Annotated in this window: 14 protein-coding genes and 1 pseudogene; 6 read left to right on the forward strand and 9 right to left on the reverse strand. The window is 45.4% G+C overall.

Features of this window, described 5'->3' with window-relative positions; translation table 11 throughout:
• Positions 1-7 precede the first annotated feature (7 nt).
• Entirely contained in the window at positions 8-811 is an 804-nt protein-coding gene (locus G9G54_RS20670; RefSeq protein ID WP_238808298.1) for a nucleotidyltransferase domain-containing protein, read from the reverse strand.
• Between the two features lie 332 nt (positions 812-1,143).
• Between G9G54_RS20670 and G9G54_RS20675 the strand changes: the two genes are divergently transcribed.
• Together G9G54_RS20675 and G9G54_RS20680 are read left to right on the forward strand one after the other, a co-directional pair.
• A complete protein-coding gene (locus G9G54_RS20675) occupies positions 1,144-2,469 on the forward strand; it encodes a helix-turn-helix transcriptional regulator (RefSeq protein ID WP_165179432.1) in 1,326 nt (441 codons plus the stop codon).
• Positions 2,444-3,244, forward strand: coding sequence for a WYL domain-containing protein (locus G9G54_RS20680; RefSeq protein WP_165179433.1), 801 nt, complete (start codon positions 2,444-2,446; stop codon positions 3,242-3,244). Before G9G54_RS20675 ends, G9G54_RS20680 begins: the two co-directional genes overlap by 26 nt.
• Before the next feature lie 147 nt (positions 3,245-3,391).
• Here the strand turns inward: G9G54_RS20680 and G9G54_RS20685 are convergent, their stop codons facing one another.
• Both G9G54_RS20685 and cysK read right to left on the reverse strand, forming a co-directional pair.
• Positions 3,392-4,369, reverse strand: coding sequence for an aldo/keto reductase (locus tag G9G54_RS20685; protein WP_165179434.1), 978 nt, complete (start codon positions 4,367-4,369; stop codon positions 3,392-3,394).
• 132 nt (positions 4,370-4,501) lie between these two features.
• On the reverse strand, positions 4,502-5,425 hold the full coding sequence (cysK, locus tag G9G54_RS20690; RefSeq protein ID WP_028542041.1) for a cysteine synthase A: 924 nt from the start codon (positions 5,423-5,425) through the stop codon (positions 4,502-4,504).
• Positions 5,426-5,641: 216 nt separating this feature from the next.
• On the opposite strand from cysK, the gene G9G54_RS20695 reads away from it, so the two are divergent.
• The 3 genes and pseudogenes from G9G54_RS20695 (at position 5,642) to G9G54_RS25825 (ending at position 7,370) form a co-directional block, all read left to right on the forward strand.
• Positions 5,642-6,850 carry an MFS transporter gene (locus G9G54_RS20695; protein ID WP_165179435.1) on the forward strand — a complete coding sequence of 403 codons (1,209 nt, stop codon included), beginning with the start codon at positions 5,642-5,644 and terminating at the stop codon, positions 6,848-6,850.
• 195 nt (positions 6,851-7,045) lie between these two features.
• Positions 7,046-7,198: pseudogene (locus G9G54_RS26265) on the forward strand (DUF1036 domain-containing protein); the annotation flags it as partial.
• 19 nt (positions 7,199-7,217) lie between these two features.
• Complete coding sequence (locus tag G9G54_RS25825) at positions 7,218-7,370, forward strand: hypothetical protein (RefSeq protein WP_238808300.1); 153 nt, start codon at positions 7,218-7,220, stop codon at positions 7,368-7,370.
• Between the two features lie 354 nt (positions 7,371-7,724).
• Here G9G54_RS25825 and G9G54_RS20705 read toward each other — a convergent pair whose 3' ends face one another.
• From G9G54_RS20705 to G9G54_RS20715, 3 genes are all read right to left on the reverse strand, one after another.
• Positions 7,725-8,723: a glycosyltransferase gene (locus G9G54_RS20705; RefSeq protein WP_165179437.1), complete on the reverse strand. Its 999-nt coding sequence runs from the start codon at positions 8,721-8,723 to the stop codon at positions 7,725-7,727.
• A 54-nt stretch (positions 8,724-8,777) separates the two neighbouring features.
• On the reverse strand, positions 8,778-9,815 hold the full coding sequence (locus G9G54_RS20710) for an aminoglycoside phosphotransferase family protein (RefSeq protein ID WP_185156320.1): 1,038 nt from the start codon (positions 9,813-9,815) through the stop codon (positions 8,778-8,780).
• Positions 9,816-9,961: 146 nt separating this feature from the next.
• Positions 9,962-10,654 (reverse strand): pectate lyase, encoded by a 693-nt coding sequence (locus tag G9G54_RS20715; protein WP_061830632.1) that lies wholly within the window; start codon positions 10,652-10,654, stop codon positions 9,962-9,964.
• Positions 10,655-11,208: 554 nt separating this feature from the next.
• On the opposite strand from G9G54_RS20715, the gene G9G54_RS20720 reads away from it, so the two are divergent.
• The gene (locus G9G54_RS20720; protein WP_023987143.1) at positions 11,209-11,781 is read left to right on the forward strand and encodes a shikimate kinase; all 573 of its coding nucleotides are present in this window, start codon (positions 11,209-11,211) and stop codon (positions 11,779-11,781) included.
• Between the two features lie 103 nt (positions 11,782-11,884).
• On the opposite strand, the gene aroD is transcribed toward G9G54_RS20720, so the two are convergent.
• The 3 genes from aroD to G9G54_RS20735 form a co-directional block, all read right to left on the reverse strand.
• Positions 11,885-12,649, reverse strand: a complete 765-nt coding sequence (aroD, locus tag G9G54_RS20725) for a type I 3-dehydroquinate dehydratase (protein ID WP_160789095.1) — start codon at positions 12,647-12,649, stop codon at positions 11,885-11,887.
• A gap of 103 nt (positions 12,650-12,752) precedes the next feature.
• The gene (locus G9G54_RS20730) at positions 12,753-14,018 is read right to left on the reverse strand and encodes an MFS transporter (RefSeq protein ID WP_165179438.1); all 1,266 of its coding nucleotides are present in this window, start codon (positions 14,016-14,018) and stop codon (positions 12,753-12,755) included.
• Between the two features lie 130 nt (positions 14,019-14,148).
• Positions 14,149-15,060, reverse strand: a complete 912-nt coding sequence (locus G9G54_RS20735) for a LysR family transcriptional regulator (protein ID WP_165179439.1) — start codon at positions 15,058-15,060, stop codon at positions 14,149-14,151.
• Positions 15,061-15,208 lie beyond the last annotated feature (148 nt).

The following is a 15,208-nucleotide window of genomic DNA, read 5'->3' on the forward strand; positions in this document are numbered from 1 at the left end:
CCCAGTCTTATGCTTTCCATACTTCATTCACCGCAGCGCGGAACAAATCATCCAACTGCTGATCACGTCCACTCTCCATATGCTGAAGCAAGGGCGCCTTCTGTTCAAAATAAGCAATTTGCTGCTGTATAAAATCATTCACCACCGAAAGCCGTGGCTCCATATCCAGTTCCTCACCCGCTTTTTTACGTTGCAGCAAATGCCCGATCACCTGATAAAGTTCTGTATCGGCCGGAATTAATTCCTCTAGCAAGTCTACGAATTCCATCGGAGGCATGCTGTTGTAACGTTCAATCCAGCCACAGGCCAGCAGTGGGCGCAGCACGTAAAAATACTTTTTAATCTTCACCTGTTCCCCTTGCAAATAATCCCGATAGTTTCCACGCGCCATATTCAGATAATGGTACATACAGGACTTCGGAGAGAAGGTTAACGGCGATATCGCACGAATCTGGTCAGCTACTGAATACTGCTCCAAATAGGGAATCGGAGATTGCAGCCATTCCAGCAAAGGCGGATTAGACTTGCGAAACAAATGGAGTGCCTTTTTCAAATCCCAGCCGTTTATATCCAGTAAATCGCTGATTGGCCGTTCAATCACATCCCGCTTATCAAAAATAGACAAATACCATTCTATGGGTCTTACATAGATAAATCGTACATCATAGTCACTGTCCTGTGAAGGAAACCCCCATGCCCGACTGCCTGATTCACAGGCGTATATAATACGTATTTGCTCCTCCTGCTCCAACGCGCGCAGTTCACGCAAAATCGTTTCGCGCATTTCTGGTTGAATGAAACCCCTGCCCATGCTTCACATCTGTCATGTTGTTCCCTCCCTTATCATTAAAGTATTTCCCGAATCTGTTCTCTAATCGAGTCATCCGTTACATCTATTAATAAGCGGCGAAGACGCATAGCCGTTTCCTCTCCCGTCCAAACATGTTGCATCACCCTTCTGTTAAGTATTGCTTCTTATTTCATCGTGCTATCTTATACTCCTATGATGCTTTATTTTGGAAGTCGTGAACATGGTGAAAGTATTACAAAGATGAATAATTTCCCTTTTTCCTGCATCCCTTCCCTGTTAGAATAAAGGGATACTTGCTTTCGGAGAACGGCAACAGAAACGGGGAATGCATCATGGCGAGAGAGAGTTTTGATAAAGAAATTCAATTCCTACGTATGCTCACATTAACAAGCGGCGCCTATAATCGGCAGCAATTTGCAGATAGACTGGGCATTTCAGTACATACCTTTGATAAAACAATCCGGCGTCTCAAGGAAATCGTCCAATCCGTACAACAGCAGTTGCCTGAGGACCAGGGACATGATTTTAATGAGATGCTGCGCTTTAATTATTACGAATCCGCTGATCCATTACTACTATTTTTGTTTCGGGCCAAATCGCTCAAGGAATCTGAAAGCGTCCGCTTATCTCTTCTGCTGACAGCGCTACAGTCACAGCCTATGACCACCATGGAACTATTGGATGCTTGCTGCAACGGGCTGCCTTCCGACAGTTCACTGCCGGATGAGAAAACGATTCGTTCCGATCTGAAATATCTGGTCGAAGTCGGCGTGGTTCGTAAAGAGTCCGGCGGCAGACCTTACCGCTATGCTGTCCGTAACGACCTGGTGACAGAACTGACGGACGAGGAATTACTGGACTTATATGATTTTGTGGACATTATGGCCAACACCCAGCTCCCCTCTGTACAGGGATATCTGTTGCGAGATCATCTAAAAAAAGCCATGCGCCGTCAGCTCGGAGATCGGGAGATGGCCGAGCCTTTTTTATATAAATACCATTATTATTCACGTATTCTGGACGAAGCCCATATTCATCCGCTTCTGCATGCCATTCGGCAACGTCGCTGTGTAACCTTTTTATATTTTTCGGCGTCCAAACGAAGCATGTACGGGTCACAGAACACAAACCCGCTGTTTGAAAAAGAGACGGAAGGCCGTGAACATACCATTCTGCCCCTGCAAGTCATCTATGACCATCAATATGGACGTTGGTATGTTCTGGGTCATGTAGGTGGTAAAGGAATCATGAAGTTTCGTATGGAGGGCATGACTCAATTGGTGGAGGGTAAGCCTGTCCCCGAGCAGTTTCATGCCGATCTGCTAGCGGTGTTGGAAGAAAAAATGCGGTACAGCTGGCTCGTTGATACCGGTCGTCCTGTGAAGGTACGTGTACGTTTTTTTAATCCTGAGGGCGCGAAGCGCAACTTTATTCGGGAACGTGTGCTGTCACAGGGACAGTGGGGTACGATCGCGGAGGAAGAAAGTGAATCCTTTATCTATGAAATCACAGTGAATGGAATCACCGAGATTAAACCGTGGATTCGCAGCTTCGGATCAAGCTGTGAGGTATTGGAGCCTCAGCGGCTACGGAAGGAATTCAGACAGGAATGGAAGGAGCTGCAAGCCTATTATGAGCCTGTTCGAGAAAATATTTAACTACCAGATCGTCTCTCGGCTGGATGAATCGGGCGCCTTTGCTACCACATCGCAGGAAAGAGTCTGGCTCCAATCTATGCTGGCGGACTCGGCAGCAATAGAGGCTTTCACCCCGTCTACGCTGGATAAGCTTCGGCAGATGCTCGCAGACGACGAGCCGCTGGAGGCTGATGGAAGTTTGCGGGAAAAAGCAGGTATCCCGGCTGTCTCGGTATACCATCCACTCTTGCGTGAATTGCGTCCCATTCTGCGATCCCGTTCAGGCATCTGTATAACCTACAAACTGCGCAACGGACGCATGCATGAGCGAATGTCCGGTTTTCCATATAAGCTGGAGTTCTCCATGGTCAAAAAAGAATGGAGCCTACAGTGGTATAACCGCAGACACCGCGCGCTCATGTCTACCAAGCTGTCTAATATCGTGAACATCACGGAAGATGAGCTTCTACCCGAAGAGGCCGAAAAATTCTCCCAACGTATACTCGGTATACTGGAGTCGCGCAAAGAGCAAGGCATCATCGAAATTATTCCTATATACAACGGTGAAATGTCTCGTATATTATATGCTTTTTCCTGCTTTGAAAAAGAGGTGGAATATGTTCAGGAAGCAGATACCTATCGTATTACACTCACCTTCCAGGCAGACGAATGTGAATATGTGCTATCCAAAATCCGTTTTCTTGGCAAACGTGTCAAGGTCGTCCAAGGCTCACGGCTGATCTCACGAATGAAGGAAACAACCGCCAAGGCCCTCGCACGATACGAAGAGGAATAGCTGCTGAGGCAATATGAGATGCATCCATGTAAATAGACCCTCCCTCCGTCTGTTAATGAAACGAAGGGAGGGTCTATTTAAACTAAGGTTCGTATAACAAGGACATACACTTACGCCTGCTGTAACATCCGGGTCTGCAGTACGAGTTTATGGCAAGGCTTGTCCGCGCGCACTGACGTACAATTCATACCATTCCTCGCGGGTCATCAGCTCGCTCTGGCGTTCCGCATCCTGACATGCTTTGATTCGTTCAGGATTGGCGCTGCCAATGACAGGCTGAATCCGTGCCGGATGCTTCATAAGCCAGCCAAGGACGATCGCTTCACGTGTCGTTTCCTTTTCAGAAGCCAGCTTTTGCACCAGCTCTGCCGTCTTAACGACATGCTCAGGCGCCCCTTCCAAAGAACCTCCGCTAAAACGTCCCTGCGCTAGCGGTCCCCAGGCTTGGAGCTGAATATCCTCGGTTTGGCAATATTCCAGCAAACCTTCGCCAAAATGTACATTCGTCCCCGCCTGCTGGTTCACATGTACGGTCTGATCTACAAAATGCAGATGCGCCAGGCTCATCTCCAGCTGATTAGCGACCAGCGGCTCCGTTAAGCTCCGCTCCAGAAAACGAATTTGGCTTACATTCATATTGGAAACGCCGAAATGCCTTACTTTGCCGGATGCTTTAAGCTCACTGAACGCCTTCGCTACTTCTTCCGGCTCTACCAGCGGATCAGGGCGATGCAGCAACAGGATGTCCAAATATTCGGTACCCAGACGCTTCAGGATACCATCCACGGACTCCATAATATGAGCATATGAGAAATCAAAGCGGCCCGGGAGCGTACCATCTGGCAGAAAAATGCCGCATTTGGACTGAATTACGATTTGTTCACGCAAGCCCGGCTGTCCCTTTAAAATCCGGCCGAAAATCTCTTCCGCTTTCCCCATACGATAGATATCCGCATGATCGAACATCGTAATCCCAATGGATTGTGCAGCTTCTACAGCTCTTTCCGCTTCAACGACATGCTCCTGCGTAAACGGTGCATGGCTCCATTCTCCACCAAAAGGCATACAACCGAGCGCCAGCCGACTATCGGAGATTCCACGTTTCTGTAAAGGCATAATCTTCATGCTGCTCCTCCTTCAACCCTCAAAATATTCCCTGCTTCATCCACATATGAATAGTTCGTGGAACCGCTATCACACACCTATTTTACCACTTACTTACGGTCGTGTATCACTTTGGTCCCCATCCACATCTTTTTATCCGAATATCCCCATGCTCAGATAACGTTCTCCGGTATCCGGGGCAATGCAAAGTACCCGTTTGCCTGCTCCCAAACGCCGCGCTTCCTGAATCGCCGTCCATATCGTAGCTCCGCTAGAGGGACCAACCAGAATCCCTTCCTGGGCAGCAATCGCTCGTGTCATTGCAATCGCATCCTCATCGGAAACCTGCACGATTTCGTCATACACTTCCGTATTCAGCACGGTGGGAACAAAGCCTGGACTGGTGCCAACCAGCTTATGTGGACCGGGTTTTCCTCCAGATAGCACTGGCGAACCCTTCGGCTCAACTACAACAATCCGCAGATCCGGCAAATGCTGACGCAGCACTTCACCTGTTCCCGTAATGGTACCGCCCGTTCCCGAAGAAGCGACGAACACATCCAGCTTCCCTTCCGTCTGTTCCAAAATTTCCAGTGCCGTCGTCGTACGGTGGATATCGGGATTTGCCTCATTTTCAAATTGATGCGGGATAAAGCTCCCTTCAATTTCAGCCCCCAGTTCGAGTGCCTTGCGAATCGCTCCTGGCATCCGTTCTTCCGCTGGTGTCAGTACGACCTCAGCCCCGTAGGCTTTCAGAATATTGATCCGTTCCTTCGTCATGTTCGAGGGCATCACCAAAATCGCACGGTAACCTCGGGCTGCCGCATTCATCGCAAGACCAATTCCCGTGTTGCCACTCGTCGGCTCAATAATGGTGCCTCCCGGCTTTAGATGTCCTGCCTTTTCAGCCTCGGCAATCAGGTTGCCCGCCGCCCGATCTTTAACACTGCCGCTTGGATTAAAATACTCCAGCTTCACATACACTTCCGCATCCTGCGGCCCTGTGAGCCGTTGGAGTCTTACACAAGGTGTATCTCCTATTAAATCTGTAATACTATGTACCACTTTAGGTGCCATCGTTGTATCCTCCTTAGATCGTTCCTTACAGCGTTATTTACAATCTTAATATCATACTACCAAAATAACATACTTGGCTCCTTCCTACCTGTCGCTTTTGTAAATTACATAAAACTCATCAACTTAGTATGTAAAATTCTTGCAAAATGGGTCGCCAGATATCGCCTGTAATGATATACTCGCATTACTATTTTTTCAGGAGGATACAAGACGCTTATGAGTAATCAAGAAAATATGACAGCAAACCGCTTCCCTCCCTCCTTGCTATGGTTGACCCTTGGTGCCTTCGCCATCGGCATGACCGAATTCGTCATTATGGGACTACTGCCCAATGTAGCCCATGATCTTCATGTTACGATTCCGCAAGCCGGGCAGTTAATCACCAGTTACGCGCTTGGTGTAGCCATTGGTGCGCCTGTGCTTACTGTATTAACCCATAAGGTTCCGCAGAAAAAGCTGCTATGCCTACTCATGACCATATTCATTTTAGGCAATCTTTTTTCCGTCATTGCTCCCAATTACGAATTTCTGATTGCGGCCCGTATGGCTACTGCATTATCGCACGGAACCTTTTTGGGAGCCGGTTCCCTGATCGCTGCCCGACTGGTTCGTCCTGACAAGCGCGCGGGTGCCATTTCTATGGTGCTGACCGGTTTGACCGTGGCGAACATTATTGGTGTGCCCTTTGGAACCTTTATCGGACAACAACTCGGCTGGCGTGCTTCCTTTGGAGCTATTGTGGTCATCGGCTTGATTTCTCTCTTTGGTATCATTCGTTACATTCCGGTAATTCACCAGGACAAGCCTTCCAGTCTCAAACAAGAAGTCAAAAGCCTGTTTAATCCAAAAGTGCTGCTGATGCTGCTCACAGGTGCAGTCGGTTGTGGTAGTCTGTTCACTGTCTTTACGTACATTACGCCTTTGCTTACGGACATTAGTGGCTTTGCCGAACATAGCATTACCTGGATTCTCGTCCTGTTTGGCCTAGGGGTAACGATCGGCAATATCGTTGGCGGCAAGCTTGCAGATTGGAAACTACTTCCATCTTTGATCGCAAACTATGCTATACTGGCTATTATTTTGGCCATTCTGACATTTACGCTTCAAAGCCAGGTATTGGCCGTCATCACTGTCTTTATCTGGGGCATTGCTGCGTTCGGCATCATGCCGGGTATTCAGGTTCGCATCATGAATCTGGCCTATGAGGCTCCTCTGCTTGCCTCTACCTCCAGCCATTCCGCATTGAATCTGGGTAACGCAGGCGGCGCTTTTATCGGTGGAGTCGTTATTAATCAAATGGGGCTAGCCGCTATTCCATGGGTTGCATCGCTAATCACTGTCGGCGGTCTGCTACTCATGATAGTTAGCTACATTGTGGATCGTAAGACGGCTCATACTGAAGCGACAGCGGAGATACAGTCATAGAATCGTTCTGTTTGTTGGACAGTGTACAGCTATCAACCGGAGAACAATGAATGGCGGCATATCTCTAAAAACAGCAAGTTGGACGTAAACGATTGGTTCATTTTTCATAGATTGAGAGATATTGTCCACTCTCTTCTTCTACATTCCTCATAGTATGCATTGCAATACAAATTTATGAGGAAAGAAGTGTGTATGATGAGCCTTTTTTTTACAAACAACACGAGTAACACGATCTTTGCTGCCTATGCTTATCCTGATTCCGACTGTCATCCCATGAATTATTCTAAAATGGGCTGGTATCGGCTAGAGCCTGGTGATACGAGAGAAATATGGAGCGGGTCTGTAGGGGGAACCACATTCTATTATTATGCTGAAGATCACTCCAGAAATACATGGCGTGGCACGTACCGCACATGGCTTCCGAGAAATACTAGCCATGATTTTCATTGGTGTTGGAACGAGAGCAGCAGATCATCCAGACGAGTGGGAATGCGCCGACTTGCCATTGATTCATCTGTAGACAATTACACTGTTGAGTTTAGCAGAACCAACCAAAGCTTACTCTCAACAAAGACAACTCGTAGAGCGTTACCTTCCAAATCGGAGGACTCCGGCATTAACAGAATTCCGAGAAGACCGACTCGATTTAAAAAAGGAACCCCAGTTCCAGTAAAGTCCAAACGATAAGTCAAAGAATTCGCCAATAAAAGGCGCAACCTGGTTGCAAACACTACAAAGCCCCTTTGAAAAAGCACAATGAACCGTAACCCGCAAGATGGACATTTTTTTAAAAAAGTGACTACCTTGCGGGTTATTTTCATTTCACTCTGGACATTCAAACGCTTGTTGCAACCCCAGTATTTTGCCTCGCCGTTCAGCTTAACCAGTGATCAAAAAAGTCCCGATAGCCCTGCTTCATCACCTGACTCGAAAACTGTTCCATGGCGTATGCCTGATTTTCTGTAGAAACCCGGCGTGGTGAGGCGGCAGCCATATTGACCAGCTCGAACCAGTTTTTCTCATTTCCTGAAAAAGAATGCGTAGAGCTGATATGTCCATAGCAAGGATGCTCTGGCTTCACGACGATTTTACCCATAGCGAGCGCTTCGGTCAGCGGCATCGCGAACGTATCGAATTTGGAGCAGCTCCAATACACCTTCGCCGTGTTCAACAGTGCAAACACCTCATCTTGCGTCAACGCAAATTGAAGTTTAACATTGTCCGGGATATCGTACTTCTTCATACTTTCCTTGTAGCGTTCACCGCCAAATACCATATAGACATCCTTGTCAGGATTATGCCTCGCATACTCCAGCACCAAATCTGGACGTCGGTTCTCCTCATCTCTACCAATCCACATCACCCGGTTCTCTACCACTTGCGAGGGATCAAAATGCTTTTCCACCAGTCGCTCATTAAATCCGATCGGGATGACTGTCACATCGGTTACGCCAAACTTCGAAGCCATCTCCTGCTTGAGAAAGGCAGTCTGTACGATAGCCTTGTTCACGATCTGATAAAAAGGCTTCATCATCTCATAGCCTGTAAGCGCCGGATCAGGAAAACTATGCGGAAAAAGCACGCTGTTTTTAAAAAACATGTTCAAATAGGTAAAGCCAGATACCGTATAAATAACGTGCTCAATCTGCTGCTCATGGAGTTGGTCCAGTACGATATCATAATTAACTAGGTCACCCTTTTCATGCTCATAACCCGGAAGCCAGTCATGGCTGCTCACATGACGCTCCGGTGATACAAATACAATATCTACGCCCAATTCAGCCCCAATCTGCTTCAGACGCTCTGCAAAAATACGAGGACCCTGGGCTTCAGCAAATTGTATTTTTCTCATGACCAAACCGACTTTTTTCATGGATATATTCCCTACCTTCTTTGGCGAACTAAATACAGTCTATGTCTTAAGCTACTATCTACATGGTTGGGCTTGTCCCCAATCCATCATTGCTGCACATTGGTTCAAACAGGCTAACGTTTCGTCCAACTGGGACTCTAATTGCTCTTTTGACCATTTGTCGCCGTTTCTATGCAGGTTCGTTCCAATCCTTTGCAAATCACTTGTGATTAATAACAGCATCCAGAGCGAAAATACCACCGCAAACATGCCATATTCCAGCATAAATGCCGTTCGATCCACTCTTATCCCCAACAGCTCCAGCTGCTCCACGTATGTGTCCAGCATACGAATACGCAATTCGGACGTCATGCGTCGGGGAAACAACGGATGGGACATGTCGATCAGGTGATATACATCCCACAGCGGTGTGTTCAGATGAGCATGCTCCCAATCCAGTACCATAAGCCGTTCCCCGCTCAGCGCATAGTTCCCCGGATGAAGATCACCATGAGACAGTACAAGCTGCTGTGAAAAAGATACATGCTCTAGCTGTACATATATACGTAGCATCTGTTGCTTAGATAAACCCAGTGAGCTGCAAAGCTTTAACACATCCGACTTGCGCGTGTACAGCTCGGACACCATCTCCTGAATGAGTGGCTTTGGTCCCCGCAGCGGCATCCCAGCAAAACGATCCGTCGGCAAAGCATGCCACCATGCTACAAGTCCAATAGCACGCAATAAAGTTTCGTCTGCGTGTAGATGATGTAACGGACCAAGGTCCTCAAAAACCATCCATTCTCCTCCGCCATCCGCACCTGCATCAGACCAGGCTAGCAATCGAGGATAGATCGGCGATAACATAGGAAGCACATGCTCATACACCCATCTTTCCCGCCCCTCCTGATCATCGTTGGTTAGCGGTTTGAATATATAACTTTCAGAGGAAGACACGTAAAAACGTTCCACATGTCGACCATTCGTACCTGTATATAAAATTTCACGATTCTGCACCAACGTATCATTCAAAGTGCCGTCAACATTCACATATTGATGAAAAGGATTCATAGCTACCCAACTTTTTTGTATAAAATGTAATAGCACGATCATATCACAGTCCTCGTTCTGAACGAAGCCCAGATCATCTTTAGGTATCTCGACGTACCAAAAAAGAGGCTTGTCCAATCAGATCCACACGACCTGTTGGACAGCCCCTTTCATATCCGTACTCCTATCCTTACTCTATTCTATACCGATTAATATTGAGTATTGCCGGACTCGCTCGTATTACCAGATTTAAAGCCTTTGAACAATTGTTTCACATTGTGATAACGAGTGTTCGTAATTTTAGCTTTGCTGTTAGGACCATCCGATCTCAGGATCGAGTCCTTTACATTGGAAATATCCGAGTTATCCAAAGTCATATTCACTCTGAATGTAGAGCCCCCAAGTTGGCGAACCAGTTTTCCGATATCATCAGCTCTAAAGTTTTTAATGTTAATCGTGCCTTCGGCATTAATTTGGAATACTTTATCGTACGCATGGAAAGCTCCACCGCCCGTAATGTTTACCGTGCCTGGTTCTTTAAGCGTCAAGGCATCTTCACCTACATCCTCCCACGTTACGTTGGAAATAGTTCCGTTGCCATATACATGCACACCATCCGCAGCAGGAGCAGCGATGGTCACATTTTTCAGAGTTGCATTATTTTCAAGCTTGAAAATAGGCTTTTGAGCCTCTTTCTGGCTTCCGTCTCCCAAGGTATCGGGATCAGCCACTACAGTCTTGCCTTTACCATCGTATACTTCTCCAGCTTTAACAAGTATGGTCTTATGAACGACTTCTGGTGCTGCATGTGCAGAATAATTGCCGACAAATAACGCGACCAACATTCCTGATAAAGCGATACTGATTCCCTTTTTCAATACTTTAGCTGTGTTTGTTTTCATTTCAATTCATCCCTCTCGTAGATATTTTTTATTGTTCCAATTCTTCGTTGACTAGAACGCGTAGACCGTATCACCACCTTCGTACAATGAACCCATTGACCGATACATGTCTATAAAGCATTATTATACTATTTGCATATGTATACTTGGTTTTTGGTTCAAAGTAACTTCATTCTATAAATTCAGGTGCACACAAATTGTAAATAGAGCGATTACATTTACAATTTGCATAATTCTATTATAATCCTACTTCCAGTAATTTCAATATATTTTTCGGCAAAATATGTGCTTATTTTCAATTAAGTACACAATTTTGCCTTTTTTATACTTGTACAAAGTTGTTTTTCAGCAATTTACGCATTACAAGACTTGAATATCTGGTCTCGTTGACTTACTCTAGATCACTATAATGGTATTCACAAGCTCTTTTCCGTCCTATACCTTATTTTTGATGTAATCTATACTATTGAATGACACGTTGGATGAACGTATAATGTATTTAGTGCTTTGAAGCGTTACATCTCAACATTACTGGTGAGAAAAGAGTGGTTATCGTGCAAAACAATAGTGAGATTCCATTAAAAGAACAAAATATTGTGCTCATCGGCTTTATGGGTGTAGGCAAAACAACGATCGGTTCCCATCTAGCGCGCAAGCTGTATCGCGATTTCGTGGATATTGACCAGGAGATTGAACGAGAATACAACATGCCAACAACAGAGATTTTCAAAACTTATGGAGAGAAGCGTTTCCGTGAGATTGAAAAAGAGCATATTTTGAAGCTATGCAGCAACACACGCCTCAAAATCATTTCCGTTGGCGGTGGTGCATTTTTACAGGAAGAGGTGAAGCAAGCTTGTTTGGCTTCATCGATTGTTTTCTTCTTGGATTTAAATTGGGATTCCTGGAAAGATCGGCTCAAGATGCTGATTGACACCCGTCCCAATCTACAAAACAAGACTTTAGGGGAAATTGAGGATCTCTTCCGTTCCAGACAGGACATTTACGCGGTGAATCACTCCAAGATCGATACGGATCAGTTGGATGCGGAAGAAGTCGCAGACTATATTATTCAAACGCTGAATCTAGGTTGGGAGTTGTATGAACCTACTCGGGGATTGAATTAAGAGTTACACAAAAAGGAGGGCTCGCATGCTTACCGCATGGGGGCCTTCCTTTTTGGTTCACTGCGGATATATTACTGACTAGCGAGTAATGCCTATCCATCTTTTAAGAATGGTTATGCAGCACCGTCAATATCTCTCTCAGTTCAGTGACAGGAATCTGCCCCGGTGCGGAAGCTTTCTTAGCAGCACCAAAGGTCAGAGCCGAACCAAACAGTTCTCCGGTCAGGCGGCTCACGACACCTTTCCCCGCCATCGACATCGTAATAATCGGCCGATCTGCATGCTCTTCTGCCATGGTACGCGTGGCATCCAGCAAAGTGAGCACATCGGCTGTATTGGTTGGCATCACTGCTATCTTGGGCAGATCGCCTCCCAATTCCTGCGCCTTACGTAACCGGGACACAATCTCCTCCTTCGACGGCGTCTTATGAAAATCATGATTAGATATAATCACATATACGTTATGCTTATGTGCTGCTTCTACCAGCGTCTTCACATCAGCTTCCTCATTAAAAAGCTCTACATCAATAAGTTCGACTTGCCCCGTTTCGGCTACTGTACGGTTCAATTCCACATAACTCGCTGCACTGATTTCCTTTTCTCCGCCTTCCCGAGCGCTACGGAACGTAAATACGAGCGGAACATTTGCTAAAATAGACCGAATTTCATGTAAGGCAACTTTAACCTTTTCCAGATCCTCCACATGCTCGAAAAAATCGACTCTCCACTCCACGATATCCAGGTCGAGCGTACGTAAATAAGTGGCCTCTTCCTTCAACTGCTCCAACGTTTCTCCCACCATGGGCACACAAATTTTTGGCGCTCCTTCACCGATCAGAACATCTTTCACCTTTACGATTTTAGCCATCTCTATCTCACTCCCAAATTACAGTTTCAAGTCGAACATGTACAATAATTCATAGTATAACGCATTCTGAATAAGCATGCAGATGATTAGGTCCAGTCGTCATTTATTTGGTATCAAGTACGATTTTAGGGGACAATTTGCGACTTGCTGGAAAAACTAAACTGTACCGAAAATTAACAAACACCGCCAGTACGATCCCTAGCACATTCACAATAATAGCTAGCATAAAAACACTCGATATCTGAGAATGTTTCAAAAGAAAGCCTGTAAACACGGGAATGACCGTGTATGACAGCGAGGTTGCTGTATACACAAACCCGGTAATCTGTCCTTTTCGTTGACTAAAAAATTCACTCATTACGGTTAATGTCAGCTGAAGTACACCTGATATTGAAAACCCAATGACGCTCGCACAAATAATGGCCGCAGCCCCTGACTTGAATAAGAGAAGCGCTCCAAAAGCCAACAGGGAAATACATGGATAAATAAGAATAATGTGAACAGGTTTAACCCATTTTCTTAACACAATTACCAATACAAACACGGAAATCAGTGAACCGACATTGTAATAAACTAATAATCTGAGAGACTCTGATTGGGTCATACCGATAAACTGTTGTCCAAAAGTAGGCAGCCATAACTGCACAATATAAAGCAAAGTCGGTCCGGTAAATCCGAGCAAGATAAGGCATAGCCCCTCCTGCCAAAACCGCGGCTTACTCCGGTCATTTGCCTCCAATTTTCCCGTTTGCTCAACGCTTGATACAGAAGTATCACCAACTGGCTCCTTCTTGGGTGACTGAACCCGCATGTCTGGGAACTTCATCTTGAACAAGTAAATTGCATTCAAAGCAAATATGAGGGCTGGTAAAAAGAAAGAGAATCCGTAGAAAATATCGTGATTCATAAAAAAGATAATCATTAACGGTAAAAATGCCGCCCCGATGGATATAAAACCTCTTACCAACACTGTAGCCGAACCAGAGGATTGGGGAAAAGCTTCGATCAGCGCTGGATAAGTACCTGAATCAAGAAAAGAATTCGCTACGCCTGCCAGTACAGCCAGTACGATCGCCATCTCAAAGCTGGGACTTAGCGGTATACCGACCAAGAATACAGCCATTAGTAGCCCTGCTACCACAATAAACGGCTTACGACCATAACGGTCGGAGAGCACCCCGGATATGTACAGGGTAAACAGCCTGCCAAATCCCATCGCAGAAACCAAGAGACTGATGCCCGCCTGATCTGTATGCAAATGCTCTGTTAAAAAGGACATGTGGGACGCCAGCATAATATTAAACATGCCGAACAAAAGATAGTTTACATAAAGGCCTGTCGCGACTGGAAAAGAAGAACGTTTCATCATGAATTCACCTGCTTTTGTAAGTAAGTCTTGTAGTATTAAAAATGTGAATCATTTCACATTACCTGTGTCGATGATGAAGTATAGAACACATTTTAAGATTTATCAAGTTTAAATATTGCGGGACCCCAACCTAGACGCGCTGATGCGTTTTCAGATAAAACTCCTTGCCGTAGCTTAGTGCAAAGTTCCGAAAGTCCACTACTGCCGGGGATAAATATCTATTTTTGATGCTGGCCAGGTAGATAAAACGCTCGTATTCTGGATTTACAATAGGCAATGTTTTGACGTTAAAATAATCTAACGATGAAATTCGAGGCATAACCCCAATTCCGTAATTGACAGACACCAGCCCTGCCATTGCTGTATCCTCTTCAATCTCGCAAATAATCTGTGGCGTGACGCCCGCTTTGGAGAACAGGTTTTCAATAATAGGCCGAATCCCACTCTTTTTGTTAAAGAAGATCACTGGATAATCCGCTGTATCCTTGAGATCAATTTGGTCTAGAGTGGCCAGTGGATGATCAGGCGAAACAATGACAACCAGTTCCTGCTGAGCCAACGGAATAAACTCCACATCCGGTTCATTTTCCATGTGAGAGCAGAACGCCACATCATAATGTTCCTGCTTCAGCCCCTGGATAATATCGTTCGTATTCCCTTGGTGAAACGAAAAGGAGATATCTTTGCGGGCATCCAGAGCTGAAAAGGCTTGAATGATCGCTGGAATGAAGTGTGAGCCTAACGTGTAAATGAACGCCAAATCTATATTTCCATGGCTTGGACTCACTAACTCCCGTAAGTTGTGTTCTCCCTTTTCCAATTCATCCATCGCGTGCTCCACATACTTCAGGAAAAATCGTCCGTATTTGTTTAACCGAATATTTCTCCCCTGCTTCTCAAACAGATGAACTCCCAAATCTTTTTCTAATTCTGAAATCGCATGACTTAAACTGGGTTGAGTAATACATAGTCGCACAGCTGCCTGGGTAAAATGCTCCATCTCTGCAAGTACACGAAAATATTGTAAGTGCTTCAGGTTCATAATGATGTACTCTCCTTCTTTAATTCATATTTTAAATTATAGACCCAAACTATGAAAAACGATAAAAATATGCATTGGATTTATAATAACACTCCTTATATAATAATGACATAGAAAGAATGTGAATAATTTCACTTATCTGTAGGCG

Source organism: Paenibacillus sp. EKM212P (assembly GCF_011066115.1).
GTDB classification, from domain to species: domain Bacteria; phylum Bacillota; class Bacilli; order Paenibacillales; family Paenibacillaceae; genus Paenibacillus; species Paenibacillus polymyxa_B.